28 protein-coding genes, 1 other RNA gene, 1 pseudogene and 1 other annotated feature are annotated in these 25567 nt (G+C 52.7%); of the genes and pseudogenes, 16 read left to right on the top strand and 14 right to left on the bottom strand.

What is annotated here, in order from left to right:
* Positions 1 to 67: 67 nt before the first annotated feature.
* From raiA to pheA, 3 genes are all read left to right on the top strand, one after another.
* Positions 68 to 409: a ribosome-associated translation inhibitor RaiA gene (gene raiA / locus ACOTWU_RS07320; protein ID WP_003863162.1), complete on the top strand. Its 342-nt coding sequence runs from the start codon at positions 68 to 70 to the stop codon at positions 407 to 409.
* 104 nt (positions 410 to 513) lie between these two features.
* Positions 514 to 639: a sequence feature (Phe leader region), on the top strand.
* Positions 515 to 562: a pheA operon leader peptide PheL gene (gene pheL, locus ACOTWU_RS07315; protein WP_100229775.1), complete on the top strand. Its 48-nt coding sequence runs from the start codon at positions 515 to 517 to the stop codon at positions 560 to 562. (Overlaps the previous feature by 48 nt.)
* A 30-nt stretch (positions 640 to 669) precedes the next feature.
* Positions 670 to 1830 carry a bifunctional chorismate mutase/prephenate dehydratase gene (gene pheA, locus ACOTWU_RS07310; protein WP_015571567.1) on the top strand — a complete coding sequence of 387 codons (1161 nt, stop codon included), beginning with the start codon at positions 670 to 672 and terminating at the stop codon, positions 1828 to 1830.
* Here pheA and ACOTWU_RS07305 read toward each other — a convergent pair.
* The 3 genes from ACOTWU_RS07305 to aroF are packed head-to-tail and all read right to left on the bottom strand — an operon-like array spanning position 1827 to position 4962.
* Positions 1827 to 2699 (bottom strand): SMP-30/gluconolactonase/LRE family protein, encoded by an 873-nt coding sequence (locus tag ACOTWU_RS07305; RefSeq protein ID WP_032669370.1) that lies wholly within the window; start codon positions 2697 to 2699, stop codon positions 1827 to 1829. The genes pheA and ACOTWU_RS07305 overlap by 4 nt on opposite strands.
* A gap of 60 nt (positions 2700 to 2759) precedes the next feature.
* Entirely contained in the window at positions 2760 to 3881 is a 1122-nt protein-coding gene (tyrA, locus tag ACOTWU_RS07300; RefSeq protein WP_006811631.1) for a bifunctional chorismate mutase/prephenate dehydrogenase, read from the bottom strand.
* Between the two features lie 10 nt (positions 3882 to 3891).
* The gene (aroF, locus tag ACOTWU_RS07295; protein ID WP_006811632.1) at positions 3892 to 4962 is read right to left on the bottom strand and encodes a 3-deoxy-7-phosphoheptulonate synthase AroF; all 1071 of its coding nucleotides are present in this window, start codon (positions 4960 to 4962) and stop codon (positions 3892 to 3894) included.
* A 212-nt stretch (positions 4963 to 5174) separates the two neighbouring features.
* Here aroF and ACOTWU_RS07290 point away from each other — a divergent pair, with 212 nt between their 5' ends.
* The 4 genes from ACOTWU_RS07290 (at position 5175) to ACOTWU_RS07275 (ending at position 7950) form a co-directional block, all read left to right on the top strand.
* Positions 5175 to 5549: a DUF2799 domain-containing protein gene (locus tag ACOTWU_RS07290; RefSeq protein ID WP_015571569.1), complete on the top strand. Its 375-nt coding sequence runs from the start codon at positions 5175 to 5177 to the stop codon at positions 5547 to 5549.
* 153 nt (positions 5550 to 5702) lie between these two features.
* Entirely contained in the window at positions 5703 to 6239 is a 537-nt protein-coding gene (locus ACOTWU_RS07285) for a YfiR family protein (RefSeq protein WP_015571570.1), read from the top strand.
* A complete protein-coding gene (gene dgcN, locus ACOTWU_RS07280; RefSeq protein WP_017692859.1) occupies positions 6232 to 7452 on the top strand; it encodes a diguanylate cyclase DgcN in 1221 nt (406 codons plus the stop codon). Before ACOTWU_RS07285 ends, dgcN begins: the two co-directional genes overlap by 8 nt.
* Positions 7453 to 7464: 12 nt before the next feature.
* Positions 7465 to 7950 carry an OmpA family protein gene (locus ACOTWU_RS07275; protein ID WP_252049359.1) on the top strand — a complete coding sequence of 162 codons (486 nt, stop codon included), beginning with the start codon at positions 7465 to 7467 and terminating at the stop codon, positions 7948 to 7950.
* A gap of 2 nt (positions 7951 to 7952) precedes the next feature.
* Here ACOTWU_RS07275 and ACOTWU_RS07270 read toward each other — a convergent pair whose 3' ends face one another.
* The 7 genes from ACOTWU_RS07270 to ffh form a co-directional block, all read right to left on the bottom strand.
* On the bottom strand, positions 7953 to 9323 hold the full coding sequence (locus ACOTWU_RS07270; protein ID WP_126498830.1) for a PepSY-associated TM helix domain-containing protein: 1371 nt from the start codon (positions 9321 to 9323) through the stop codon (positions 7953 to 7955).
* Between the two features lie 38 nt (positions 9324 to 9361).
* The gene (locus tag ACOTWU_RS07265; RefSeq protein WP_126498829.1) at positions 9362 to 9766 is read right to left on the bottom strand and encodes a DUF2946 domain-containing protein; all 405 of its coding nucleotides are present in this window, start codon (positions 9764 to 9766) and stop codon (positions 9362 to 9364) included.
* 132 nt (positions 9767 to 9898) lie between these two features.
* Complete coding sequence (gene rplS, locus ACOTWU_RS07260) at positions 9899 to 10246, bottom strand: 50S ribosomal protein L19 (protein WP_002914145.1); 348 nt, start codon at positions 10244 to 10246, stop codon at positions 9899 to 9901.
* 43 nt (positions 10247 to 10289) lie between these two features.
* Entirely contained in the window at positions 10290 to 11057 is a 768-nt protein-coding gene (gene trmD / locus ACOTWU_RS07255; protein ID WP_015571574.1) for a tRNA (guanosine(37)-N1)-methyltransferase TrmD, read from the bottom strand.
* Positions 11058 to 11088: 31 nt separating this feature from the next.
* Entirely contained in the window at positions 11089 to 11628 is a 540-nt protein-coding gene (rimM, locus tag ACOTWU_RS07250) for a ribosome maturation factor RimM (protein ID WP_032609925.1), read from the bottom strand.
* Positions 11629 to 11643: 15 nt separating this feature from the next.
* Complete coding sequence (gene rpsP, locus ACOTWU_RS07245) at positions 11644 to 11892, bottom strand: 30S ribosomal protein S16 (RefSeq protein WP_003863133.1); 249 nt, start codon at positions 11890 to 11892, stop codon at positions 11644 to 11646.
* Positions 11893 to 12008: 116 nt separating this feature from the next.
* Positions 12009 to 13370 carry a signal recognition particle protein gene (gene ffh, locus ACOTWU_RS07240; RefSeq protein WP_003863132.1) on the bottom strand — a complete coding sequence of 454 codons (1362 nt, stop codon included), beginning with the start codon at positions 13368 to 13370 and terminating at the stop codon, positions 12009 to 12011.
* A 166-nt stretch (positions 13371 to 13536) separates the two neighbouring features.
* Here ffh and ACOTWU_RS07235 point away from each other — a divergent pair, with 166 nt between their 5' ends.
* The gene (locus ACOTWU_RS07235) at positions 13537 to 14328 is read left to right on the top strand and encodes a cytochrome C assembly family protein (protein ID WP_014832951.1); all 792 of its coding nucleotides are present in this window, start codon (positions 13537 to 13539) and stop codon (positions 14326 to 14328) included.
* A gap of 19 nt (positions 14329 to 14347) precedes the next feature.
* Positions 14348 to 15634, top strand: coding sequence for an HlyC/CorC family transporter (locus ACOTWU_RS07230; RefSeq protein WP_026094274.1), 1287 nt, complete (start codon positions 14348 to 14350; stop codon positions 15632 to 15634).
* 51 nt (positions 15635 to 15685) lie between these two features.
* On the opposite strand, the gene grpE is transcribed toward ACOTWU_RS07230, so the two are convergent.
* Complete coding sequence (grpE, locus tag ACOTWU_RS07225) at positions 15686 to 16279, bottom strand: nucleotide exchange factor GrpE (RefSeq protein ID WP_003863126.1); 594 nt, start codon at positions 16277 to 16279, stop codon at positions 15686 to 15688.
* A 122-nt stretch (positions 16280 to 16401) separates the two neighbouring features.
* Here grpE and nadK point away from each other — a divergent pair, with 122 nt between their 5' ends.
* From nadK to bamE, 3 genes are all read left to right on the top strand, one after another.
* Positions 16402 to 17280 (top strand): NAD(+) kinase, encoded by an 879-nt coding sequence (gene nadK, locus ACOTWU_RS07220; protein WP_017383004.1) that lies wholly within the window; start codon positions 16402 to 16404, stop codon positions 17278 to 17280.
* A gap of 85 nt (positions 17281 to 17365) precedes the next feature.
* Positions 17366 to 19027 carry a DNA repair protein RecN gene (recN, locus tag ACOTWU_RS07215; protein ID WP_015571579.1) on the top strand — a complete coding sequence of 554 codons (1662 nt, stop codon included), beginning with the start codon at positions 17366 to 17368 and terminating at the stop codon, positions 19025 to 19027.
* A 138-nt stretch (positions 19028 to 19165) separates the two neighbouring features.
* The gene (gene bamE, locus ACOTWU_RS07210) at positions 19166 to 19504 is read left to right on the top strand and encodes an outer membrane protein assembly factor BamE (protein WP_003863121.1); all 339 of its coding nucleotides are present in this window, start codon (positions 19166 to 19168) and stop codon (positions 19502 to 19504) included.
* Between the two features lie 108 nt (positions 19505 to 19612).
* Here bamE and ACOTWU_RS07205 read toward each other — a convergent pair whose 3' ends face one another.
* Both ACOTWU_RS07205 and ACOTWU_RS07200 read right to left on the bottom strand, forming a co-directional pair.
* Positions 19613 to 19900 (bottom strand): RnfH family protein, encoded by a 288-nt coding sequence (locus ACOTWU_RS07205; RefSeq protein ID WP_045340478.1) that lies wholly within the window; start codon positions 19898 to 19900, stop codon positions 19613 to 19615.
* Positions 19890 to 20327 carry a type II toxin-antitoxin system RatA family toxin gene (locus ACOTWU_RS07200; protein ID WP_201800301.1) on the bottom strand — a complete coding sequence of 146 codons (438 nt, stop codon included), beginning with the start codon at positions 20325 to 20327 and terminating at the stop codon, positions 19890 to 19892. The genes ACOTWU_RS07205 and ACOTWU_RS07200 overlap by 11 nt, the downstream gene beginning before the upstream one ends.
* 156 nt (positions 20328 to 20483) lie before the next feature.
* Between ACOTWU_RS07200 and smpB the strand changes: the two genes are divergently transcribed.
* From smpB to ACOTWU_RS07180, 4 genes are all read left to right on the top strand, one after another.
* Positions 20484 to 20966: an SsrA-binding protein SmpB gene (gene smpB / locus ACOTWU_RS07195; protein ID WP_003863115.1), complete on the top strand. Its 483-nt coding sequence runs from the start codon at positions 20484 to 20486 to the stop codon at positions 20964 to 20966.
* Positions 20967 to 21055: 89 nt separating this feature from the next.
* Positions 21056 to 21419: a transfer-messenger RNA gene (gene ssrA / locus ACOTWU_RS07190) on the top strand.
* 125 nt (positions 21420 to 21544) lie between these two features.
* Positions 21545 to 22279: a type II toxin-antitoxin system death-on-curing family toxin gene (locus tag ACOTWU_RS07185; protein ID WP_023304279.1), complete on the top strand. Its 735-nt coding sequence runs from the start codon at positions 21545 to 21547 to the stop codon at positions 22277 to 22279.
* A gap of 148 nt (positions 22280 to 22427) precedes the next feature.
* A complete protein-coding gene (locus ACOTWU_RS07180; protein WP_126498827.1) occupies positions 22428 to 23462 on the top strand; it encodes a hypothetical protein in 1035 nt (344 codons plus the stop codon).
* A 607-nt stretch (positions 23463 to 24069) separates the two neighbouring features.
* On the opposite strand, the pseudogene ACOTWU_RS07175 reads toward ACOTWU_RS07180, so the two are convergent.
* Positions 24070 to 25566: pseudogene (locus ACOTWU_RS07175) on the bottom strand (hypothetical protein); the annotation flags it as partial.
* Between the last annotated feature and the right edge of the window lies 1 nt (position 25567).

Genomic DNA, 25567 nt, shown 5'->3' with positions numbered 1-25567 from the left:
TCACACATTTTGACATTAGGTCGGGTATGCTGGAATCACCAAGACGGAAAGACAAGAGGTAAAATTTATGACAATGAACATTACCAGTAAACAAATGGAAATTACTCCGGCAATCCGCCAGCACGTCGCAGACCGTCTCGCCAAACTGGATAAATGGCAAACACATTTGATTAATCCACATATCATCCTGTCCAAGGAGCCGCAGGGTTTCATCGCTGATGCAACTATCAATACTCCAAACGGCCATCTGGTCGCCAGCGCAAAACACGAGGATATGTACACTGCAATTAACGATTTGATCAACAAGCTGGAACGGCAGCTCAATAAAGTGCAACACAAAGGTGAAGCACGTCGCGCCGCAACCTCGGTGAAAGACGCCAGCTTCGCGGAAGAAGTTGAAGAAGAGTAATCCTCTAAAATTGAGTGTACCGACAACGCGCCTTCGGGCGCGTTTTTTATTGACAGGATCAAAACAGTGCAGGTACTTTAACCCTATCAATTTCAGGATGACCTTATGAAACAGACGCCGTTTTTCTTCGCATTCTTTTTTACCTTCCCCTGACCGGGAGGCGTTTCGTCGTGTGATAAAGAATGCGAAGACGAACAACAAGGCCTCCCACACCGGGAGGCCTTTTTTATTGATAACGATAAAATGAGACAGACAACACTATGACACCGGAAAACCCGCTCCTGGATTTACGCGTAAAAATCAGTGCACTCGACGAAAAATTACTGGCCCTGCTGGCAGAACGCCGGGCGCTCGCCGTTGAAGTGGGCAAAGCCAAGCTCGAGTCCCATCGGCCGGTGCGCGATATCGATCGCGAACGTGATTTACTGGAACGGTTGATTCAACTCGGCAAAGCGCATCATCTGGATGCGCACTACATCACCCGCCTGTTCCAGCTCATCATCGAAGACTCCGTTCTGACGCAACAAGCCCTGCTCCAGCAGCATCTGAACAAAACCAACCCGCACTCTGCTCGTATCGCTTTCCTCGGCCCGAAAGGGTCCTATTCTCACCTGGCAGCTCGCCAGTACGCAGCCCGCCATTTCGAAGAGTTTATTGAGAGCGGCTGCGCGAAATTTGCAGACATCTTCAACCAGGTCGAAACCGGCCAGGCAGATTACGCCGTAGTGCCTATTGAGAACACCAGTTCCGGCGCCATCAACGATGTTTACGATCTGCTCCAGCACACCAGCCTGTCGTTAGTCGGCGAGTTGACTATCCCTATCGATCACTGCGTGCTGGTCTCTGGCTCAACCGATCTGAGTCAGATCGAAACGGTGTACAGCCACCCGCAGCCGTTCCAGCAGTGCAGCCAGTTCCTGAACCGTTATCCGCACTGGAAAATTGAATACACCGAAAGCACCTCGGCGGCGATGGAAAAAGTGGCGCAGGCAAACTCTTCTGCCGTCGCGGCTCTCGGTAGCGAAGCGGGCGGCGCGCTGTATGGCTTACAGGTGCTGGAACGCAATCTGGCCAACCAGACGCAGAATATCACCCGTTTCGTGGTTCTGGCCCGCAAGGCCATCAACGTGTCGGACCAGGTCCCGGCGAAAACCACCCTGCTGATGGCGACCGGCCAGCAGGCGGGTGCGCTGGTTGAAGCGCTGCTGGTGCTGCGTAATCACAACCTGATCATGACGAAGCTGGAATCCCGCCCAATACATGGCAACCCGTGGGAAGAAATGTTTTATCTCGACGTTCAGGCCAACCTGGAGTCTGCGTCCATGCAGAAAGCCCTGCGCGAACTGGGCGAGATCACACGCTCCATGAAAGTGCTGGGCTGCTATCCGAGCGAAAACGTGGTCCCGGTCGATCCGGCTTAACGTTCGATAAAGCGGCTTTTCTTCATCCCTGCCACATTTACAGGCAGGGTGAAGATGGCACCGGAAAGCGGATATTTCGCCAGCTCCTCCGCCTCCATATTTTCCCGCGTGGTGGTGATAAACAGCGTTTTCATATCGTCGCCGCCAAAGCAGACCATTGTCGGGCAGCGTACCGGCAGCCGATACTCTTCCAGCTGTTCGCCTTGCGGTGAAAACCGTGCGATACGCCAGCCGTCAAACAGTGCGCTCCAGTAGCAGCCTTCCTCATCCATTGCCGCTCCATCGGGTATACCTTCTCCCTCGCTAAACCGGCGAAACTCTTCGCGCTTACCGGGTTCCCCCTGCTCATCAAGCGGCGTACGGTAGATCACACCGTTCGGCGTATCAGAAGTAAACATCCATCGTTTGTCAGGACTAAACGCTAAACCGTTATGCCCGTGAATATCGCACTGGATCACTTTCGGCGTCAGGTCGTTGTCGATACGCATCAGCATGGCGCCGTTATAATCTCCCGGCCCCCAGAAGGTGCCCGCATAAAACCGTCCCTGATGATCGGTACCGCCATCGTTAAAGCGTGCAAGCTGCGGGTTGGATGGGTTATCGCAAACTTTACGCTGTAGCAGGCCGTGCTTATCGGTCAGCCAGATGGCGTTTCGCATCGCGACGATAAATCCGCCGCGTTCACGCAGGGCAAAACACCCAACTTCTTCATGGAATGAGAGCACCGAGAGCTCTGCGGTGGGCAGATGGTACCGATGGATCTCCCCTTCCAGGATATCCGCCCAGTAGAGCGCCTTCTCTTCTGCACTCCACGTCGGGCATTCGGGCAGATGCCCGGTATAGTTCAACAGCAGCTGCGGTTCAGCCATGACAGTTCCCCAAAATGAAAAAAGCCAGCAATGCTGGCTTTCAGTATATACATCATCGCATTACTGGCGACTGTCATTTGCCTGGCGCAACAGCGTGCGGCTTTCACTCTGGAATCGCGTGGCGTAATCACCGAACCAGTGCTCCACTTTACGGAAACTGTCGATAAAGGCTTGTTTATCGCCGTGTTCCAGCAAGGTGATCGCTTCGCCAAAACGCTGATAATAGCGCTTGATCAGCGCCAGATTATTTTCAGACGACATAATGATGTCGGCGTAAAGCTGCGGATCCTGGGCAAACAGTCGCCCGACCATCGCCAGCTCCAGACGATAGATTGGCGAGGAAAGCGCCAGCAATTGTTCAAGCTGAACGTTCTCTTCCGCCAGGTGCAGCCCATAGGCGAAGGTTGCAAAGTGGCGCAGCGCCTGAATAAACGCCATGTTCTGGTCATGCTCTACCGCGCTAATGCGGTGCAAACGTGCTCCCCAGACCTGGATCTGTTCCAGGAACCACTGGTAGGCTTCCGGCTGCCGTCCGTCACAGTAAACCACTACCTGCTTCGCCAGGCTTCCGCTGTCCGGGCCAAACATCGGGTGTAACCCAAGCACGGGGCCAGTGTGCGCCGCCAGCATTGCCTGTAGCGGACCATTTTTAACGGAGGCCAGGTCCACCAGTATGCAATCTTCCGGCAGCGGAGGAAGTTTCGCGATTATTTGCTCCGTCACATGGATCGGCACGCTGACGATAACCATTCCGGCGTCTTTCATCAGCTCCGGCGCGTGCGACCAGTCCTCTTTCTCCAGAATACGCACCTGATAGCCAGAAAGCGTCAGCATTTTCTCAAACAGACGCCCCATCTGCCCGCCACCACCGACGATAACCACCGGGCGCAGCGACGGACAGAGGGTTTTGAAGCCCTTGTCGTTTTCGCTGGAATAGGACTCCCGCATCACGCGACGCAGGACGTCCTCAATCAAATCAGGTGATACGCCCAGGGCCTGCGCCTCTTTACGGCGGGAGGCGAGCATAGAGGCCTCACGCTCCGGAACGTAAATCGGCAGTCCGTATTTACTTTTAACCTCGCCGACCTCAGCAACCAGTGCCATGCGGCGCGCCAGAAGATCCAGCAACGCCTTATCCACTTCATCAATTTGATCGCGTAATGCGGTCAATTCAGCAACCATAACTACCCTCTTATGCCAGACGCGTCGCCAGCTGGCCGTTCAAATCTTTGTGGATCTCACGCAGCAGCGCATCGGTGGTTTCCCAGCTAATGCAGGCATCGGTGACCGAGACGCCGGGCTTCATCGCGCTACGCGGCTGTTCCGATGACTGATTGCCTTCATGAATATTACTTTCAATCATCAGGCCGATAATTGAACGGTTGCCATCTTTAATCTGAGCAATCACAGATTCTGCAACCGCAGGCTGGCGACGGTAATCTTTATTCGAATTACCATGACTGCAATCTACCATCAGCGCCGGACGCAGTCCCGCCTGTTCCATCTCTTTTTCACACTGCGCGACATCCGCCGGGCTGTAGTTTGGCGCTTTACCACCGCGCAGGATCACATGCCCGTCCGGGTTGCCCTGCGTTTGCAGCAGGCATACCTGGCCCGCCTGGTTGATCCCGACAAAACGATGGGGCATGGCGGCGGCGCGCATGGCGTTAATCGCCGTGGCCAGGCTGCCGTCGGTACCGTTTTTAAAACCAACCGGCATAGACAGGCCAGACGCCATCTCGCGGTGGGTTTGTGACTCGGTGGTGCGCGCCCCAATCGCAGACCAGCTAAACAGATCGCCGAGGTACTGCGGGCTGTTCGGATCCAGCGCCTCGGTTGCCAGCGGCAGCCCCATGCTGACCAGCTCTACCAGCAGGCGACGCGCAATCTTCAGGCCGGCTTCCACATCAAACGAGCCATCCATGTGCGGATCGTTGATCAACCCTTTCCAGCCAACGGTCGTACGTGGCTTCTCAAAATAGACGCGCATCACCAGATAGAGGCTATCGCTGACCTCCTCCGCTAATGCTTTAAATCGACGAGCGTACTCAATGGCGGTTTCAGGATCGTGAATAGAGCAAGGACCACATACCACCAGCAGGCGCGGATCGCGGCCAGCGATAATGTCAGAAATGGTCTGGCGCGAGTGCTCAATCTGAGCTTCCTGCGCGACGCTCAGCGGGAATTCCGCCTTCAGTTGATCCGGGGTGATTAACACCTGTTCGTCAGTGATATGTACGTTGTTCAGCGCGTCTTTTTGCATGATTGCGATCCTGTCAAACTCGTTTGCGATAGTGGTTTTCCTCGAAGAGGTGACACAACGATATCACATTAAGTAAAGATTTCAATCCAAAATACGTACACATTACTTTACATCAACCCTTTAATTGCAAAAGTCATGGCCTAAAATCGTAAAGTTAAAATTACACACGCACGCCTGTAAGTCAGGCTATGCTCACAAAAAGGAGAATAGCCATGCGTTCAATTATTTTTATGTTGTTGTCGCTGATTTTGTCGGGTTGCCAGATCAATCCTTATACTTTTCAGCCTGACTGGACCAGCCCGGACTGGTTCACGGCCGGTAAAGAAGACGCTATGAATGGTGTTCCGGTTAAAGATAACCAGGCTCTGGCCGATAGTTTTAATGACCCTCAGGTTGATCGAGCGAAATATCTTCGTGGCTACGCTAACGGACAGAAAAAAATATGCGAAGAGGGCTTTATTCACGCCTGGGGATTAGCGGGCAAATCATTTCCTGCCAGCTGCGATGCAACTGAAAATGCAGTAAAACTGCATGAATCCTGGCAACAAGGATTGGATGAAAGTATGCGTTCCAGCAGGCTTAATTGAGCCTGCCTTAATTCCTCTGAATATAGCTCACTGTAAGATTTAGCTTAGGTCAAAACAGGGATATTTCTGACATAATGACGGCTTTGATAAACAATGGTATTCTGCCGACAATTCTTAAGGACATCTATTTCCGGGGCGGTTTGGCGGATTCTGATGAGAAATGCAATCTTGATCGCTTTGCTCCGACTCCCCCTGGTGCTAATACTGTTCATTTTAGTAGCCCCTGCAACGGCAGGCTCGTTCACGGAAACGGATAAATCAGTACGTTCGATTGTTTCTGGCATTGTGAGCTACACCCGATGGCCAGCACTGTCCGGCCAGCCTAAGCTCTGTATTTATGCCTCTTCCCATTACAGACAGGCGCTCAGCAGTGAAGATGAACACAACCCGTTGCCCTATAGTCCTGTCATTGTGCATAGCGATCGGGAAGCACTCGCAGCAAGGTGTGATGCCCTCTATTTCGGGAGCGAGTCGCCGGCAAAACAACAGGAAATAATAAATCAATATCAGGGCCAGGCGTTGCTATTAATGTCAGAACAAAATCCTGAATGCGTTATTGGCAGCGCATTTTGTCTGATAATAGAGCACAACCTCGTCAGGTTTTCCGTAAATCTGGATGCGCTGGCGCGCAGTGGCGTAAGAGTCAATCCGGATGTATTAATGCTCGCACGGAATAAGAAGCATGAATAAGGAAGTCGCACCAACACCGCGTCCGACGTTTAAAAGAACGTTGCGACGAATCAGCATGATAAGCGTCATTATAACGATGACGTTTATATGGTTGCTGCTGTGTTTCGCTTCCGTGGTGACATTAAAGCAATACGCGCAAAAAAACCTCGAACTTACCGGCGCCACCATGAGCCACAGCCTTGAAGCCTCTCTGGTGTTCAACGATGCCGTGGCGGCAAATGAAACGCTGGCGACCCTCGGCAAGCAGGGGCAGTTCGCCGTGGCGGAAGTGCTTAACGCACATCATAAACGGTTTGCCTGGTGGTCATGGAACCCGGCGGATAATACCGACACGCTGGGCGCGCTGGTCAACCGGTGGTTGTTCCCTGTTCCTGTCGCACAGCCCATCATACATAACGGCAATGTGATTGGCGAAATTCGTCTGACCGCGCGAGACAGCCTGATTAGCCACTTTATCTGGCTCTCATTTGCGGTCCTCACCGGCTGCATTCTTTTTGCCTCTGCCGTCGCATTGACCATCACTCGCTCGCTACATCATGGCATGGTTGTTGAAATGCAAAACATCACTGACGTTGTGCATGACGTTCGCACTAACCGCAACTTCTCTCGCCGGGTAACGGAAGGCCGCATTGAAGAGTTCCACCAGTTTGGTGAAGACTTCAACAGCCTGCTGGATGAAATGGAAGAGTGGCAGCTCAAGCTACAGGCGAAAAACGCTCAACTGTTGCGTACCGCCATGCACGATCCGCTCACGGGGCTTGCAAACCGCGCCGCGTTTCGCAACAACATTGCGGCATTAATGAACGACGCTTCAGCAAAAACCAATTCTGCCCTGCTCTTCCTGGACGGTGATAACTTCAAGGTTATCAATGACACCTGGGGTCATGCCGCGGGTGACTGCGTACTGATCGAAGCCGCCAAAAGGATGGTCGAGTTTGGCGAAAAACGTCATCAGTCTTACCGTCTTGGCGGCGATGAATTTGCCATGATCCTTTACGGCGTCCACACCGCACGTGAGGTCGAATTTATTTGCGCTGCGCTGTCGCAGCAATTTATCCGTCCGTTTGATCTGCATAACGGGCACACAGCATCAATGTCCCTCAGCATTGGCTTTGCTCTGGCGTGGGAAAATGCCTCCGTTGAAGCATTACTGGAGCAAGCCGATCGCAATATGTATCTGGTCAAAAACCAGCGTTCGAAAACAATATCCTGAAAGGAAGACGATATGTTAAAGCGATACTTTGCGCCGTTAATACTGGCATCACTGGTAATGTCCGGATGCCAGTCATCCCCTGAAGGAAAATTCACGCCAGAGCAAATTGCGGCCATGAAATCCTACGGCTTTAACGAACTGAATGGCGACTGGTCTCTGGGCCTGTCGGATAAGATCCTGTTTGATAAAAATGACGCCAGGCTGCGCCCGGAAAGTGAAACGCAGATCCAGACTATGGCCTCACGCCTGGCGGCAACCGATCTGAACCACGCCAGGATGGATGGCCATACGGATAACTATGGCGAAGAGAGCTACAACGAAGCGCTTTCGTTAAAACGTGCCAATGTTGTGGCGGATGCCTGGGCGAAGGGCGCGAACATCCCGCGCAGCAATCTCACTACGCGGGGCTTAGGCAAAAAATACCCTGTCAGCAGCAACCGCACTGCGCAGGGGCGCGCTGAAAACCGCCGGGTTGCGGTAGTCATCAGCACGCCTTAAGGCTATTTAACGGCTGTTCCGGCGAGCGACACGCCTGAACCTGCTCGCCAGCGCAGCCAGTCAATCACAATAAAGACCGCCAGACTGACGCCCATTACCGGCAACGCCAGCCCCAGCAGGAGGCTTATCAGGAACGTCATTCCCCTTCCCCACAGCGGCAATGCCAGCCAGCTTTGGCAGAGCGTCTGTACCGGATTCGCGGCTGACGTTGCAGGGCGACGCATCCACCACATCCGGTATCCCCAGATAATTAACACACACAGCGCAACGCCAAACGCGATGAGCAGCAGCTGATTTGCCAGACCAAACAGGATCCCCATATGGAAATCCACGCCCCAGCGGGTGAGTTTAGCCATCAGCGGGAAATCCCCGAAGCGAGTGCTGTCCAGCACCTTCAGTGAGTGGGGATCCACGGCAACGGCATCAACCTGCGTTGGCCAGCGGCGATCGATTTCCGTCACCGTCCAGGCCTGGTCGACCCTGCTTGCCGGACGGATCTCAACGTTGTTCGCATCAATCCCTGACTGGCGGGCGACCTGCAATACGTTGTCAAAAAGCGACAGTTTGACTGGCATTTCAGGCATCGTCATTTCCCCGTGATGACCACGATGTTCGGCGTGTTCATCCCTCATTTCCGGCGCACCGGAAAGGGTGGTGTTTACCTGCGGCGTCAGCCAGTTCATCTCTGCACGCAGCTTATCGACGTTGCCACCGGCCCATTGTGACCAGGTTAACCCGGTGACTGAGAACAGCAGCATTCCCGCCAGTAACGTCCAGCCTAAGATCACATGCAGGCGACGACGATTCTGGAAACGATTGTTAATACGGCGCTTCGGTCGGGTGTAGAACCACAGCGCGATCCCGCCCAGGGCAGCAACCCACATCCACGAGGCGGCTAACTCGCTATAGAGGCGCCCGATGTTGCCCAGCATCAGCGAGGTATGCAGATAATCGATAGTCTGACGCAGCGGTAAAATCCCGCTGGTGCCGTACACGGTCATATCCCCTCGAATCTCAAGGCTGGTGGGATCAATAAAAATAGCCCGATGCTCGGAGGGACCCAGCGCCGGGTCGGCAAACATCACGCGGGTCGTGTCGCCCTCTTCCAGCCCCGGACGAACAGCATGTAAACGCAGCGCTGAACCCACGACCTTTTCCGCCACGGCAATTTGTTCAGCAAGAGGCTGCGCCTCACCCACGGCCTCCGTGTGGAGTGCATGATGGTACAGCGCATGTTCAAGCTGCGGCGTGGCGACGTACAGCGTTCCGGTCAGCGCTGCGAAGAAGATAAACGGACCGACAAACAGCCCGATATAGAAATGGAGGCGACGCAGCAGGTTTCCCCATGCCGCGCGCGGAGTGCAGGTAGTCATACTTTTCCTTTTTAAGGCAAAAAGTGAGTGATTTTGTTTTAAAGGGAGAAAGCAGACCGACGCGGCGGCGCGCGGGTATCGGGGTAAAGCCAGGGGAAAAAGTGCCAGTGGCTGACCGCCTGACGAGGCGGCTTCACGCGCAGCCGCTGCAACACCACGCTGAGCAGAACGATAAGCGCCAGCATCACGCCCGGAACATGCGCTAACAGCACGCAGTAGCCGCACGCCTCCGCATGGTCAACTGGCATAGAATGCGGCATATCACCATGATGCTCGTCCATCAACATCATGCTCATGTCATGGTGCATACCCGGCATGGCGCTCATGGGATCTTTTTGCAGCGAGACGGAGATCAGCGGCGCCACGACGATCAGCAGGATCGCAAACAGCGCGGTCAATGCCGCTGCGCGTTTCCAGTTACGCTGATGCAGTACGTTATCCACTTACCCTCCACCCAAGAGGCGAACATTGTAAATGATTTATGACGGAAGGGTTAACGCGAGAGGTGCGATGGGATAAAAAAAGGGCCAGCCTTTCGGCCAGCCCTTTCTAACAGGATGTCGCTTAAGCGAATCTTAGTTCAGACGCTCTTTAATACGAGCAGACTTACCAGTACGCTCACGCAGGTAGTACAGTTTAGCTTTACGTACAGCACCACGACGTTTAACAGCAATGCTGTCAACTACCGGAGAGTGAGTCTGGAAGACACGCTCAACGCCTTCGCCGTTGGAAATTTTACGAACAGTGAATGCAGAGTGCAGACCGCGGTTACGAATAGCGATAACCACGCCCTCGAATGCCTGCAGACGTTTTTTGGAACCTTCAACAACCCATACTTTCACTTCCACGGTGTCACCTGGACGGAAGGAAGGTACGTCCTGCTTCATCTGCTCTTGTTCAAGTTGCTTAATAATGTTGCTCATAATTTAATCTCTTATCCTGGGTAAACTGATATTCGGGTGCGTATTACGCATTCCCATCATGTTCATGCTGCTGGTGCACGTGTTCAGTTTTGAACTCGGCCAGCAACTTTGCTTGCTCTTCAGTCAGAGCCAGGTTTTCCAGAAGTTCAGGTCTTCTAAGCCAGGTTCGGCCCAGCGACTGCTTCAAACGCCAGCGACGTATCTCGGCATGGTTTCCAGACAGTAATACTGCCGGGACTTCCATCCCTTCTAACACTTCAGGACGAGTATAGTGTGGACAGTCCAGCAATCCATCGGCAAACGAATCTTCTGTCGCCGAAGCTTCATGGCCCAGTACACCCGGAATGAACCGGGCAACGGAGTCAATCAGCGTCATTGCCGGTAACTCACCACCGCTGAGAACGTAATCGCCGATAGACCATTCTTCGTCAATCTCGGTTTGAATTACACGCTCATCTATCCCTTCGTAGCGACCACAGACCAGAATCAGCTTTTGATTCGTCGCCAGTTCGCTCACGCCCGCTTGATCAAGCTTGCGTCCCTGAGGTGACAGATAAATCACCTTCGCGCCTTCACCTGCCGCGGCTTTAGCTGTGTGAATGGCGTCCCGTAAGGGTTGCACCATCATCAACATCCCCGGTCCGCCGCCGTAAGGACGATCGTCCACGGTACGGTGCCGGTCGTGCGTGAAGTCACGAGGACTCCAGCTCTGGATGCTCAGCAGGCCATTCTTTACTGCCCGGCCAGTTACCCCGTAATCGGTAATCGCGCGGAACATTTCAGGAAACAGGCTAATTATGCCAATCCACATAGCGCCGTCTTTTACCGTTTATCCGGAGAATTTAAAAACCAGGATCCCAATCTACTTCAATGGTTTGAGTAGTGAGATCGACTTTCTTGATAACCTGTCCATCGAGGAACGGAACCAACCGCTCCTTGATGCCAAATGCATCTTTCAGGTTTGCCTTAATGACGAGAACGTCATTTGACCCGGTTTCCATCATGTCGATGACTTTCCCCAGGCTGTAGCCTTCAGTGGTCACTACCTGGCAACCCATAAGGTCTTTCCAGTAGTAGTCACCCTCTTCCAGCTGTGGCAACTGCGACGAATCCACGACAATTTCACAATTAGTCAGCGCATTCGCGGCATCACGATCGTCAATGCCTTTCAGCTTGATGATGATGTCCTGATTGTGGTGACGCCAGCTTTCCAGCTCGACCTCTTCCCACTTACCGCCTTTCTGGATAAACCAGGGCTGGTAATTAAAAATGCTATCAGCGTCTTCAGTGGAGGAAAACACTCTGAGCCAACCACGGATACCGTAGCAAGAACCCATTTTTCCCAATACGATCGGTTCAACAGGTGCTTTATTGCTCATCATGACCACCGTGACAGATTAAGCTGCTTTGTTTGCTGCTTTGATCAGCGTAGCAACGCGATCGGAAACAGTAGCGCCCTGGCCAACCCAGTGAGCGATACGATCCAGATCCAGACGGGTTTCTTCTTCTGCGCCAGCGGCCAGTGGGTTGAAGAAACCAACGCGCTCGATGAAGCGACCGTTGCGTGCATTACGGCTGTCAGTCACAACAACCTGGTAGAACGGACGCTTTTTAGCGCCGTGACGAGCTAAACGAATAGTTACCATAACATCCTCTTGTGTGAATAAAACAACCGGGCCCCATCGAGGAACGGAGCCCGGGTGTCATATTAAAAGCCCGAAAATTTTACTCATTTTCGGGCAAAAAGCAATCTCAAAAGCGATTAACGCCCAGGAAAACCGGGAGGCATCATGCCTTTCATGCCGCGCATCATCTTCGCCATGCCGCCTTTCTTCATTTTCTTCATCATGCGCTGCATGTCGTCGAACTGTTTCAGAAGGCGGTTAACGTCCTGCACCTGCATGCCGCAACCGGCTGCGATACGGCGTTTACGGGAACCTTTGATGATTTCTGGCTTCGCGCGCTCTTTCAGCGTCATCGAGTTGATGATGGCCTCCATACGCACCAGCACTTTGTCATCCATCTGGGATTTGACGTTGTCCGGGATCTGGCCCATGCCTGGCAGTTTGCCCATCAGGCTTGCCATGCCGCCCATGTTTTTCATCTGACGCAGCTGCTCAAGGAAGTCGGTCAGATCGAAACCGTCGCCCTTTTTCAGCTTGCTGGCGAGTTTTTCCGCCTGCGCGCGGTCAACCTTGCTTTCAATATCTTCGATCAGCGATAGCACGTCGCCCATGCCGAGGATACGGGAGGCAATACGATCCGGATGGAACGGCTCCAGCGCTTCGGTTTTCTCGCCCACGCCGAGGAACTTAATTGGCTTACCGGTGATATGACGAATAGACAGCGCCGCACCGCCGCGGGCATCGCCGTCGACTTTGGTCAGCACCACGCCGGTTAACGGCAGGGCTTCGTTAAACGCTTTCGCGGTGTTCGCCGCATCCTGACCGGTCATGGCGTCAACAACAAACAGGGTCTCTACCGGATTGATAGAGGCATGCACCTGCTTAATTTCGTCCATCATCGCTTCGTCAACGTGCAGACGACCGGCGGTATCCACCAGCAGCACGTCGTAGAATTTCAGCTTCGCTTCTTTCAGCGCCGCGTTAACGATGTCGACAGGCTTCTGCGCCACGTCGGACGGGAAGAAGTCTACGCCAACCTGCTCGGCCAACGTTTCCAGCTGTTTGATCGCCGCCGGGCGATACACGTCCGCCGACACCACCAGCACCTTTTTCTTGTGCTTTTCGCGCAGGAATTTCCCCAGCTTACCGACGCTGGTAGTTTTACCCGCACCTTGCAGACCCGCCATCAGCACGACGGCCGGCGGCTGAGCCGCCAGGTTTAGCACCTGGTTCTCTTCGCCCATCGCCGAAACCAGCTCGTTACGGACGATTTTGACGAACTCCTGACCCGGAGTCAGGCTCTTGTTCACTTCATGGCCAACCGCTTTCTCTTTCACGCGGTTGATAAAATCACGCACGACCGGCAACGCGACGTCTGCTTCCAGCAGCGCCATGCGCACTTCGCGCAGCGTTTCCTTGATGTTCTCTTCGGTGAGGCGTCCACGGCCGCTGATGTTGCGCAGCGTGCGCGACAAACGATCGGTTAAATTATCAAACATTGTCTCTCGCCTGGGGTAGAAACGTTAGGTCGCCTGGGCGACACATACACAGAATTTTGCCGGAGTATAACATGAAGGCGCCTTTGTTGTTATGCAACGGTTGGAGCAGGCGTCACGTAACGTTATACTGCTTCTCTTTCTTATTAAGACAACTGTCGACGCCTATATGCCTGTTTTCGCACTGATCGCCCTTGTTGCCTACTCTGTCAGCCTCGCGCTGATCATTCCTGGCCTGCTGCAAAAAAACAGCGGCTGGCGGCGCATGGCTATTCTTTCGGCAGTGATCGCACTGATTAGCCATGCGTTTGCGCTGGAATCACGCATCATTCCCGGCGACGGCAGCGTGCAAAATCTGAGCGTACTGAACGTCGGCTCGCTGGTCAGCCTGATGATCTGTACGGTCATGACCATTGTCGCGTCTAAAAACCGTGGCTGGCTGCTGCTGCCGATAGTCTACGCCTTTGCGCTGATCAACCTGGCGTTAGCCACGTTCATGCCCAATGAGTTTATTACTCACCTGGAAGCCACGCCGGGGATGCTGGTGCATATTGGCCTGTCGCTGTTCTCCTACGCGACGCTGATCATCGCCGCCCTTTACGCCATGCAACTCGCCTGGATTGACTACCAGCTGAAAAATAAAAAGCTGGCGTTTAACCACGAAATGCCGCCGCTGATGGTGATTGAGCGTAAGATGTTCCACATCACCCAGGTCGGTGTGGTTCTGCTGACGCTGACGCTGTGCACGGGCTTGTTTTATATGAAGAACCTGTTCAGCGTGGAGAATATCGATAAAGCGGTCCTCTCCATCATCGCGTGGTTTGTCTATATTGTCCTGTTATGGGGCCATTATCATGAAGGCTGGCGCGGTCGCCGCGTGGTCTGGTTCAACGTAGCGGGTGCGGGCATTCTCACGCTTGCCTATTTTGGTAGCCGCTTCATACAGCAATTTGCTGGCTAAGTAACAAAAGGAGTTCCCCCTGGAACACATCTCTACCACCACGCTGATCGTCATTCTGGTCATCATGGTGGTCATCTCCGCTTATTTCTCTGGCTCTGAAACCGGCATGATGACGCTGAACCGCTACCGGTTACGTCATCGCGCCAAGCAGGGTAACCGTGCCGCGCGTCGTGTCGAAAAGCTTCTGCGTAAGCCGGACCGGCTGATTAGCCTGGTGCTTATCGGTAACAACCTGGTCAATATTCTCGCTTCTGCGTTGGGCACCATCGTCGGGATGCGTCTGTACGGCAACGCAGGCGTGGCGATTGCCACAGGTGTGCTCACGTTTGTGGTGCTGGTGTTTGCGGAAGTGCTGCCCAAAACCATCGCCGCGCTTTACCCGGAAAAAGTCGCCTACCCGAGCAGCTTCCTGTTAGCACCGCTGCTTATTCTGATGATGCCGCTGGTCTGGCTGCTGAATATGGTGACACGGGTGCTGATGCGCATGGTGGGTATAAAGGCAGACGTCACCATTAGTAGCGCGCTCAGCAAAGACGAACTGCGTACCATCGTGAATGAATCCCGCTCGCAGATCTCCCGCCGCAATCAGGACATGCTCCTGTCGGTGCTGGATCTGGAAAAGGTCAGCGTTGACGACATCATGGTGCCGCGCAATGAAATCGTCGGGATTGATATCAACGACGACTGGAAGGCCATTGTCCGCCAGCTGACACACTCCCCGCACGGGCGTATCGTCCTCTATCGCGATTCCCTCGACGATGCCATCAGCATGCTGCGCGTGCGCGAGGCCTATCGTCTGATGACTGAGAAAAACGAGTTCACCAAAGAGGTAATGCTGCGCGCCGCCGACGAAATTTACTACGTGCCGGAAGGCACCCCACTCAGCACGCAGCTGGTGAAGTTCCAGCGAAACAAGAAGAAAGTCGGCCTGGTGGTGGATGAATACGGCGACATACAGGGGCTGGTGACGGTCGAAGATATTCTGGAAGAGATTGTCGGGGACTTTACCACGTCGATGTCGCCTTCCCTTGCGGAAGAGGTCACCCCGCAAAACGACGGGTCAGTGCTTATCGACGGCAGCGCCAACATTCGTGAAATCAATAAAGCGTTCAACTGGCATTTGCCGGAAGACGAAGCGCGGACGATGAACGGTATGATCCTGGAAGCGCTGGAAGAGATCCCGGCGGCAGGCACGCGCGTGCGCATTGAACAGTATGATATTGATATTCTGGACGTTCAGGACAACATGATTAAGCAGGTGAAGGTCCTGCCCGTTAAGCCTCTACGCGAAAGTATTGCCGAATAAAATGTAGGCCGGGTAAGGCGAACGCCGCCACCCGGCACTACAGGCAGCACGTTACGCTTTCGCTTTCGCCACGGTCACCATCGCAGCGCGAATAGTACGACCGTTCAGGGTATACCCTTTCTGCATCACGCCCAGCACGTTACCCGCGGCAACGTCTTCGGATTCCACCATCGCAATGGCCTGGTGAACGTTTGGATCCAGCGGTACATCCGTATCGGCAATCACTTCAACACCGAACTTACGCACCACATCCAGCATGGATTTCAGCGTCAGCTCAATGCCTTCAATCATCGCCGCGTTATCCGGGTTGGCTTTATCCGCCACTTCCAGCGCGCGATCCAGGCTGTCGATCACCGGAAGCAGTTCGTTGACGAATTTCTCCAGCGCAAATTTGTGCGCCTTTTCAACGTCCAGCTCGGTACGACGGCGCAGGTTTTCCATTTCCGCTTTGATACGCAGTACGCCATCGCGTTCGCGATTCTGCGCTTCTACCAACTGAGCTTCCAGGTTGGCAATTTTTTCATCGCGCGGGTCCACCTGCTCAGCAGACGTGTCTGGCTCTACTGCCTCAACTTCATCGTGCTGTTCCGTGATAATTTCTTCAGGGGCTTGCCCCTCAGGCGTTTTCTGTTCTTTACTACTCATGAATTTCTCCGCGTTTTTCTGCATTCATCTCGCTAACTTCGCTTATTATGGGGATCAGTTTCCTGGATTCAAGGGAACAAGGCAGATTGTCATCATTCATCAGGCACAAGGACCTCCAGAAAATGAATAATCATTTCAGGTGTATTGGGATCGTCGGCCATCCGCGTCACCCTACCGCATTGACGACACATGAAATGTTGTATCGCTGGCTGTGTGGTAAAGGCTATGAAGTGATGGTCGAGCAGCAGATCGCCCAGGAGTTGCAGCTTAAAAGCGTCAGAACCGGCACGCTGGCGGAAATTGGCCAGCAGGCGGATCTCGCCGTGGTGGTCGGTGGCGACGGCAATATGCTGGGCGCGGCGCGAACGCTGGCTCGCTATGATATTAAGGTTATTGGTATTAACCGTGGCAATCTCGGTTTCCTGACCGACCTCGACCCGGACAATGCGCAGCAGCAGCTGGCGGACGTGCTGGAAGGCCACTATATCAGTGAAAAACGGTTTTTACTGGAAGCCCAGGTGTGTCAGCAGGACTGCCAGAAGCGCATCAGCACCGCCATAAACGAGGTGGTTCTCCATCCCGGTAAAGTGGCGCACATGATCGAGTTCGAAGTCTATATCGACGAAATCTTCGCTTTCTCGCAGCGTTCTGACGGGCTGATTATTTCAACCCCGACGGGGTCAACCGCCTACTCACTTTCAGCCGGAGGCCCAATCCTGACGCCATCGCTGGATGCCATTACCCTGGTGCCGATGTTCCCGCATACGCTCTCGGCGCGTCCGCTGGTGATCAACGGCGACAGCACCATCCGCCTGCGTTTTTCCCATCGCCGTAACGACCTGGAGATCAGCTGCGACAGTCAGATTGCGCTCCCCATTCAGGAAGGTGAAGATGTCCTCATTCGCCGCTGCGATTACCATCTGAACCTGATTCACCCGAAAGATTACAGCTATTTCAACACATTAAGCTCCAAGCTCGGCTGGTCAAAAAAATTGTTCTGATTTTGCATCCAGCACTTTACTGTATATAAAACCAGTTTATACTGTATACAAACACAGTTATGGTTTTTCATACAGGAAAACAATTATGCTGGCACAACTGACCATCAGCAACTTTGCCATTGTTCGTGAGCTTGAGATCGACTTCCATAGCGGAATGACGGCGATTACCGGTGAAACCGGTGCAGGTAAATCCATTGCCATTGATGCCCTCGGCTTGTGCCTCGGCGGTCGTGCTGAGGGGGATATGGTGCGCACAGGCGCCGCCCGTGCCGATCTCTGCGCCCGCTTCTCGTTGAAAGACACACCTGCCGCCCTGCGCTGGCTGGAAGCGAACCAGCTCGAAGACGGACGTGAGTGTTTACTTCGCCGCGTCATCAGCAGCGATGGCCGCTCCCGCGGTTTTATCAATGGTACAGCGGTTCCCCTCTCCCAGCTTCGCGAGCTGGGCCAGTTGCTCATCCAGATCCATGGTCAGCATGCGCACCAGCAGTTAATCAAACCCGAACAACAGAAAGCCCTGCTTGATGGCTACGCAGGTGAGTATGCGCTTACTCAACTCATGGCGGAGCACTATCGTCAGTGGCATCAAAGCTGCCGCGAACTTGCGCAGCATCAGCAGCAAAGCCAGGAGCGTACCGCGCGCGCCGAGCTGCTGGAATATCAGTTGAAAGAGCTGAACGAATTTAACCCGCAGGCGGGTGAATTTGAGCAAATCGACGAAGAGTACAAGCGTCTGGCCAACAGCGGTCAGCTGCTCTCCACCAGCCAGACTGCCCTGAACATGCTGGCGGATGGCGAAGACGTGAATTTGCAGAGCCAGCTGTATAACGTGCGTCAGCTTGTGACCGAACTGACCGGCATGGACAATAAGCTTTCTGGCGTACTGGAAATGCTGGAAGAGGCCGCGATTCAGATTTCAGAAGCCGGGGATGAGCTGCGCCACTATTGTGAACGTCTGGATCTCGACCCGAACCGTCTGTTCGAACTTGAGCAACGCATCTCCCGTCAGATTTCACTGGCGCGTAAGCATCACGTAACCCCGGAAGAGCTGCCGAATTACTATCAGTCTCTGCTGGAGGAACAGCAGCAGCTGGACGATCAGGCCGATTCCCTTGAAACCTTGTCTCTGGCGGTCAATCTGCATCATCAGCAGGCGCTGGAAACGGCGAAACGGCTGCATGACGTGCGGCAACACTATGCGCTGGAGCTTAGCCAGCACATTACCGACAGCATGCATACGCTGGCGATGCCGCATGGGGTGTTCACCATAGATGTTCGCTTTGAAGAGAATCACCTGACGGCGGAAGGCGCAGACCGCGTAGAATTCCGCGTCACCACCAACCCGGGCCAGCCTTTGCAGGCGATTTCGAAAGTGGCTTCCGGCGGTGAACTGTCGCGTATCGCCCTGGCCATTCAGGTGATTACCGCCCGTAAAATGGAAACCCCGGCGTTGATTTTCGATGAAGTGGATGTGGGTATCAGCGGCCCGACCGCGGCCGTTGTCGGCAAACTGCTGCGTCAGTTAGGTGAATCGACGCAGGTCATGTGTGTGACTCACCTGCCGCAGGTCGCCGGTTGTGGTCATCACCACTTTATCGTCAGCAAGGAAACCGATGGCGAAATGACGGAAACGCACATGAAGCCGCTGGATAAACGCTCACGCTTGCAGGAGCTGGCACGCCTGCTCGGCGGCAGTGAAGTCACCCGCAATACGCTTGCGAATGCGAAAGAACTGCTGGCGGCATAAACTTTTTCGGGATCTCAGGGTCATACAGAACAACAAAAACGCCGCAAGACCGGTTTCAAAGTGGGGCAAGGTCTATTATCATCGGCATATTACATATGAGCCGCGTACTGCTCGGGCCCGAAAAGGAATCAAATCACTATGCGCTGTAAAACGCTGACCGCTGCCGCAGCGGTTCTTCTGATGTTGACCGCAGGCTGTTCCACTCTGGAGAAAGTGGTTTACCGTCCTGACATCAACCAGGGGAACTACCTTACCCCTAACGATGTGTCCAAAATCCGCGTGGGTATGACACAACAGCAGGTCGCTTATGCCCTGGGAACCCCGATGATGTCCGATCCGTTCGGCACAAACACCTGGTTCTATGTATTCCGCCAGCAGCCTGGTCATGAAGATGTGACCCAGCAAACCCTGACGCTGACCTTCAGCAGTGCCGGCGTGCTGACCAACATCGACAACAAGCCTGCCCTGACCAAATAATCAGGCGTCAGCAACGCAAAAAGGTGCTCATTGAGCACCTTTTTTGTATCTGAATTCTTACGCAGAATCGTAGTCCCGGTAAGCGAAGCGCCACCGGGGGAGAAAGCGTTACTTACCCGATTTCTCCGCTCGCTGACGGCGCAGCTCTTTCGGGTCAGCAATCAGCGGGCGATAAATCTCAACCCGATCGCCATCCTTCAGCGCATCAGCAAGCTTAACCGGACGGCTATAAATGCCGACTTTATTCTTCGCCAGGTCAATATCACGGCGAAGTTCAAGGATGCCGGAGGCCCGGATAGCCGCCTCAACGGTGGCGCCCTCTTCAAGCGTCACGCGCTGCAAATACTGCTTCTCCGGCAGCGCATACACCACCTCAACAGCAATCTTATGCGACACTGTAAACCTCTTTGGCGCGCGTAGTGAACGCCTGAACCATATTCGAGGCCAGCTCTTTAAAGATACGGCCAAACGCTAGTTCGATCAGCTTATTGGTAAATTCAAAATCCAGATGAAACTCAATGCGGCAGGCGTCAGCGCTCAGCGGCGTAAACTTCCACCCCCCCATCAGTTTTTTAAACGGACCATCCACCAGATGCATCAAAATACTCTGATTGCTCGTCAGGGTATTGCGCGTGGTGAACGTTTTGCTGATCCCCGCTTTGGAGACATCCACGGCCGCAGTCATCTGCGTCGGGCCGGATTCCAGCACCCGGCTACCGGTGCATCCCGGAATAAATTCCGGATAGGACTGAATGTCGTTCACTAACTGATACATTTGTTCCGCGCTGTAGGGAACAAGCGCGGTACGGCTAATCTGAGGCATAGCATTTTCCATGGTCACACAACAGACAAATAATAACATTTATCACCTGTTAAAAAAACGCTAAGCCTTATCTCGTGCTAAGATAGCGCGTTAGACCTCACAGGACGCAATGAGGTGACTTTTTAAAATCAGATTACCGACGGCTTTACGACACTTATGACGAAGAAAAAAGCACATAAACCTGGTTCGGCGACCATTGCGCTTAACAAGCGTGCTCGCCACGAGTATTTCATCGAAGAAGAATTCGAGGCCGGCCTTGCGTTGCAGGGCTGGGAAGTAAAATCGCTGCGTGCCGGGAAAGCCAATATCGGCGACAGCTACGTGATCCTGAAAGACGGTGAGGCCTTCCTGTTCGGCGCGAACTTTACGCCGCTGACCGTCGCCTCTTCACATTACGTCTGCGATCCTACCCGCACCCGTAAGCTGCTGCTGAACAAGCGCGAACTGGAATCCCTCTACGGACGCATCAACCGCGAAGGCTTCACCGTGGTGGCGCTCTCTTTGTACTGGAAAAATGCCTGGTGCAAAGTGAAAATCGGCGTGGCGAAAGGTAAGAAACAGCACGACAAACGCACTGACCTGAAAGCACGCGAGTGGCAGCTCGACAAAGCACGTATCATGAAAAACGCAGGACGTTGATTCTGCGCACTTATTGTACTATTCAATAAGTTAGCGTTTCGGGCTGGTGTCGAGGAAGTAAAATCTGGTATACTGAGTTCAACACTATTGGGGCTGATTCTGGATTCGACGGGATTTGCGAAACCCAAGGTGCATGCCGAGGGGCGGTTTGCCTCGTTAAAAGCCGCAAAAAAATAGTCGCAAACGACGAAAACTACGCTTTAGCAGCTTAATAACCTGCTAAGAGCCCTCTCTCCCTAGCTTCCGCTCTTAAGACGGGGATCAAAGAGAGGTCAAACCCAAAAGAGATCGCGTGGAAACCCTGCCTGGGGTTGAAGCGTTAAAACTAATCAGGCTAGTTCGTTAGTGGCGTGTTTGTCCGCAGCTGGCGTGCGAATGTAAAGACAAACTAAGCATGTAGTACCGAGGATGTAGAAATTTCGGACGCGGGTTCAACTCCCGCCAGCTCCACCAAATAAAACAAGGGGTTACGTGAAAGCGTAACCCCTTTTTTATGCGCAATGTCCACTTTGCGTCCAATTGAGTATTGTTTTCATTTCGTTAGGCATTACGTATCGTTGAATCACAAGGAAACCTTAATGATTGAGTATCATGAAGTTGTAAGTATTCACGAATATCTAACCAAACACTATGAATTCTCTGAAGACCCCATATCGCCTCCTGGAGTCAAAAGCGTTGAGCTACTCGAATCAGCAGTTGCAAGGCCATTTATGACCGTGAATGGCAAAGATGCATATCCGGAGGTGATGGATAAAGCTGCTGCTCTTTTTCATGGGATAATTTCTAATCACACATTTCATAACGGCAATAAGCGTGTAGCGCTTTTGGTTACAATGTGTTTCATGGATAAGGGTGGTTACTGGCTAGATAAGTGTTCTGACATAGATCTCTACGAGTTCACACGGAAAACGGCCGCGCATGAAATATGTAAAGACAGAAAAGATGAATTTAAAACAATTAAGGCCTTTCTTAAAACCAATTCACGTAAACGAAAATACGAAGAGCAGCAACTTAGCTTCCATAGCCTTTATCAGCATCTCACGAATGCCGGCTTCTCAATAGAAGATGACGGTGATTTCTACGCCATAATGAAAAATGGTAAGCGCATTACGAAGATTTTAAAAAAAGGGGCTTCTGGTAAAGAACCTTACGATCCTCCTTACATTCGTTCATTACGCCGAAAACTTCTTCTAACTCCAACAAATGGGTGGGATAGCATGAGGTTTTATCAGGTCTCCACTGGTTTAACTGAAAATATAGGTGAATTAGTAAAGTTACGTGGTAAGGTTTTAGATTGGTTAGCAAAAATTTAATAAAAAGCCCATTCATGAAAATGAATGGGTTTTTTGTTGTTTTTTATAGTTACCCTATATAATCAATAAGTTACATAGAGCTATTATTCCCTATGGCGACAAAACGGCGACAGAGATCAAAGGTTTTATTTAAAAGGACTAACAATCTATGAGTAACGCGACTACGCAAACCTTAGATGCACAGAAACTTTATGAAAATGCCATTGCTTCAATTCAGTTAGGACTTGAAGACTTCCAGCTTTCACAAAAACCCTCAGAAGAAGGTGGCAATCCCGCACGTACTCTTTCTTCAGTGCGGAATCTTTATGCAGGAATGCTTCTCCTTTTCAAATTCAGAATTGCCATATCGGTTGAGTCAGAAGATGATGCCTATCAACTTATTCACAATCCTCCAAAAAAAATCCTTCCGCATCCAGATGGTGCCGGAGGTGTCGAATGGAAGCCGGATGGAAAATTCAAGCCAACAACAATAGATGTTTCTGGAATTGCAGAGCGCTTTGAAAAATTCAATATTGCAGTGGACTGGGAAGCGATAGAAAAATTGCAGTTATGCCGGAACCAACTGGAACATCTTCATCCTCGTAATACATTTGGTGAATTAGCTGGCTTTGTCGCAGAACTATTCCCCGTCCTGAGCGATTTTATCACCAATGAACTTGATGAAGTTCCTCAAGAAACATTAGGCCATTCTTGGGAGATAATGCTTGCTCATCAGACCTTCTATAATCAAAAGGCTACTGAATGCAAAACATCCTGGGAGGAAGCTGGCATTCCCGGAGGTATGTTTGAGTTTTTAGTGGAGTGCGGATGTGGGGAATGTGGCTCTAAATTACTTAGGGCTTCCCAACGTAGCTTGGAAGATGGGTATAGTGTAGACCGTGATGAAGAAAATTTTAATTACCAATGTATATCATGTGGATATACTGACCTCATAGCTCCCATGCTACTGGAAGAATTTGATAAAAAATTCTTTTATTGGCCTCCTGATGGAGAAGAGCCAACATATGAGGAATGCTATAACTGTCGTCATGATACTTTTGTGATCGGTGAGCAAAGTTGCCGCTGGTGTGAACACACCCTCGGTTACACTGAGTGTAGCTTATGTGGCGTAGCCTTAATGCAAGATGACCAAGATAATGATGGGTTGTGCGGATATTGTAACTATAGGGTGCATAAAGATTAATGACCTTCTTCAGCGCTTATTAGCCCAAAGAAGAAACCGATTCATAAGGATTTTCAGTTTTGAAAATCCGCGCTAAACCTCCGTAATGTGCACCAGCGCAGGTTTTTTCAAAATTCACTAGGTCGCACACACGGTATACTGGATCCTCGAAAAGTCACGCAAAATTAAAAATACCCTTATTTATCTACTAGTTAGACTTCTCGCAAGATCCTTTCTTGATCCTCAAAACTGAAAAAAGCTGAAATCCTTTTCAATCTTTACAGTTTCCAATCTTCGCAAAGCCGCCAGCACTGGCGCGGTCTGGCGGTGTGTTTTGTAGAAAAATAAAACTGAAAATTTTTTATGATCCAAAAACCGCAGGCGGGTGCGGTGTAGTGCGATTTTGGTCTGCGAAAGATTTTTTTGGCCGTGCTGTGACGCGCCAGCGCCCCGCTGTGGACACGATCTGTTTTAAGGGTGGCTCTAGTGTGCGAAAAGGCTGAACGCGCCAGAGCGCCACTGACAGCGCGTAGCGATAGCCGCTTAAGAGGTAAGAAAAGAGATATCCCCGCCCGGGGATGAAGGGCATAAAAAAAACCCGCTTTCGCGGGTTATGTTCTGGTCAGGTTTACTTGCCAATCACCGGGGAGTATTTGCCGTTCAGCGTGTCCGCTTTCGTTCCGGTGTTCCGGATGGCTCCCGCGTTGGTCGGCGCTCCCGTATTACTGTGCGTGTGGCTTGCTGTTTGCTCTGCCAGCTCTTTCACCACGTCGAGCGTGTCGAGCATCAGCTGTGCCACATTGATAGTGCCAGAGCCAATCCATACCACCGGGGCAATAATCTGTTGTTGCACGGCTGCCACGCTTTTACGTATCTGGCCAATTTTCTCGATCAGGTCTTTACCCGTTGTGACTGTCTGGCTCCCGGCTATATCCGTTTCATCATTGCCGCCGATACTCGCCACGCGGTTATTCACAGCCTGGCTGTAATCCCCCGTGCACACCTGCTGAATGGCTCCGGCCAGCAATGTGGACGTACCCAGCACGGTAAGTTTATCCGTGGCCTTAACTGTTGTTTCCCGGCTGACCAGCTCCCGCTGTTCTGTATCGGCCTTAACCACGCGCGCCATAGAGGTTTCACTGATCGTCTGGTCTGTCTGCCTCACCCAGTCCCCCGCCTGGGTGACGCGCTGCGACACTTCCGCGCGCTGCTGTTGCAGCTGTTCGCCAGGCTGGATATCCGGGAGGCTGGTTCCGTCCGGCACGGTCTGCCGTACAAAAGGCTTATCCGGCCGTCCGCCAGTAAAAGCGATTTCGACCAGAGTCCCTTCAGGCGGAAACTGGAACATTCCCGAATCATTACCCGCCATGGGAACCGGCAGCGGAACGGCTGAATAAACAGGCGTGTCTTTTTCCGGGTTGCCGTCCGCGTCCAGCAGCTGCACGTCAACTGCATAGCGGGGACGGAACGGATCCGAGAAATTGCCGCTTTTCACTGCCTCAACAGGATTCATCACACGGCCAAACTTTGGCAAATGCATCCCGGATGCCAGCTCCGGATAATGGCTTTCAATCTGGCGCTGAACGGGCGTTTTTTGCAGTGGCTGACCCGTCGCACGGTTGCGGGGTGTCCAGGTGACAGCCATCGTGTCATTTTGCAGGTGGACTTTTGTCACCCTTTCCCCGTTCAGCTCCACGCCGGGGCGCAGACTTTGCACCAGGGGAAGCGTCATTGAGTTCCCCCCGGCCGCCCCCTGATTAAATTCATGCGGGATCTCAATCGGGCGACCAGCAAACAGGGCTTTTTCCGCGCCTCCAACATATACCGCGCCGTCCGGCAGCTGATACCAGATGTAATCCGTAATGCCGAAAGCCTTTCCGAGATTATCCAGCAGCTGATACCCCGTCCCGCTGTGGGTGAAATGTGGGATCGGACGGTCTGAATAATCTGCATCCGGCACGCTGAAGGTCAGGCCGCTGTGCTCTGTAAGCCAGCTGGCCACATCGCGCAGCGTGGGGTGCTGAAACGAACATGGCCAGAGGCGTTCAAATACGCCGACCAGCTCACGAACAAAGAGACGCTGAAAGCCGTTTTCCGCAGGTTGCGAGCGTTCCACGTACCCGGTA

Origin of the sequence: Enterobacter cloacae complex sp. GYL001, assembly GCF_049237125.1 — a bacterium.
Classification (GTDB): domain Bacteria; phylum Pseudomonadota; class Gammaproteobacteria; order Enterobacterales; family Enterobacteriaceae; genus Enterobacter; species Enterobacter hormaechei_C.
The sequence above is the reverse complement of the archived record's forward strand: the minus strand, read 5'-3'. Positions and strand labels throughout refer to the sequence as shown.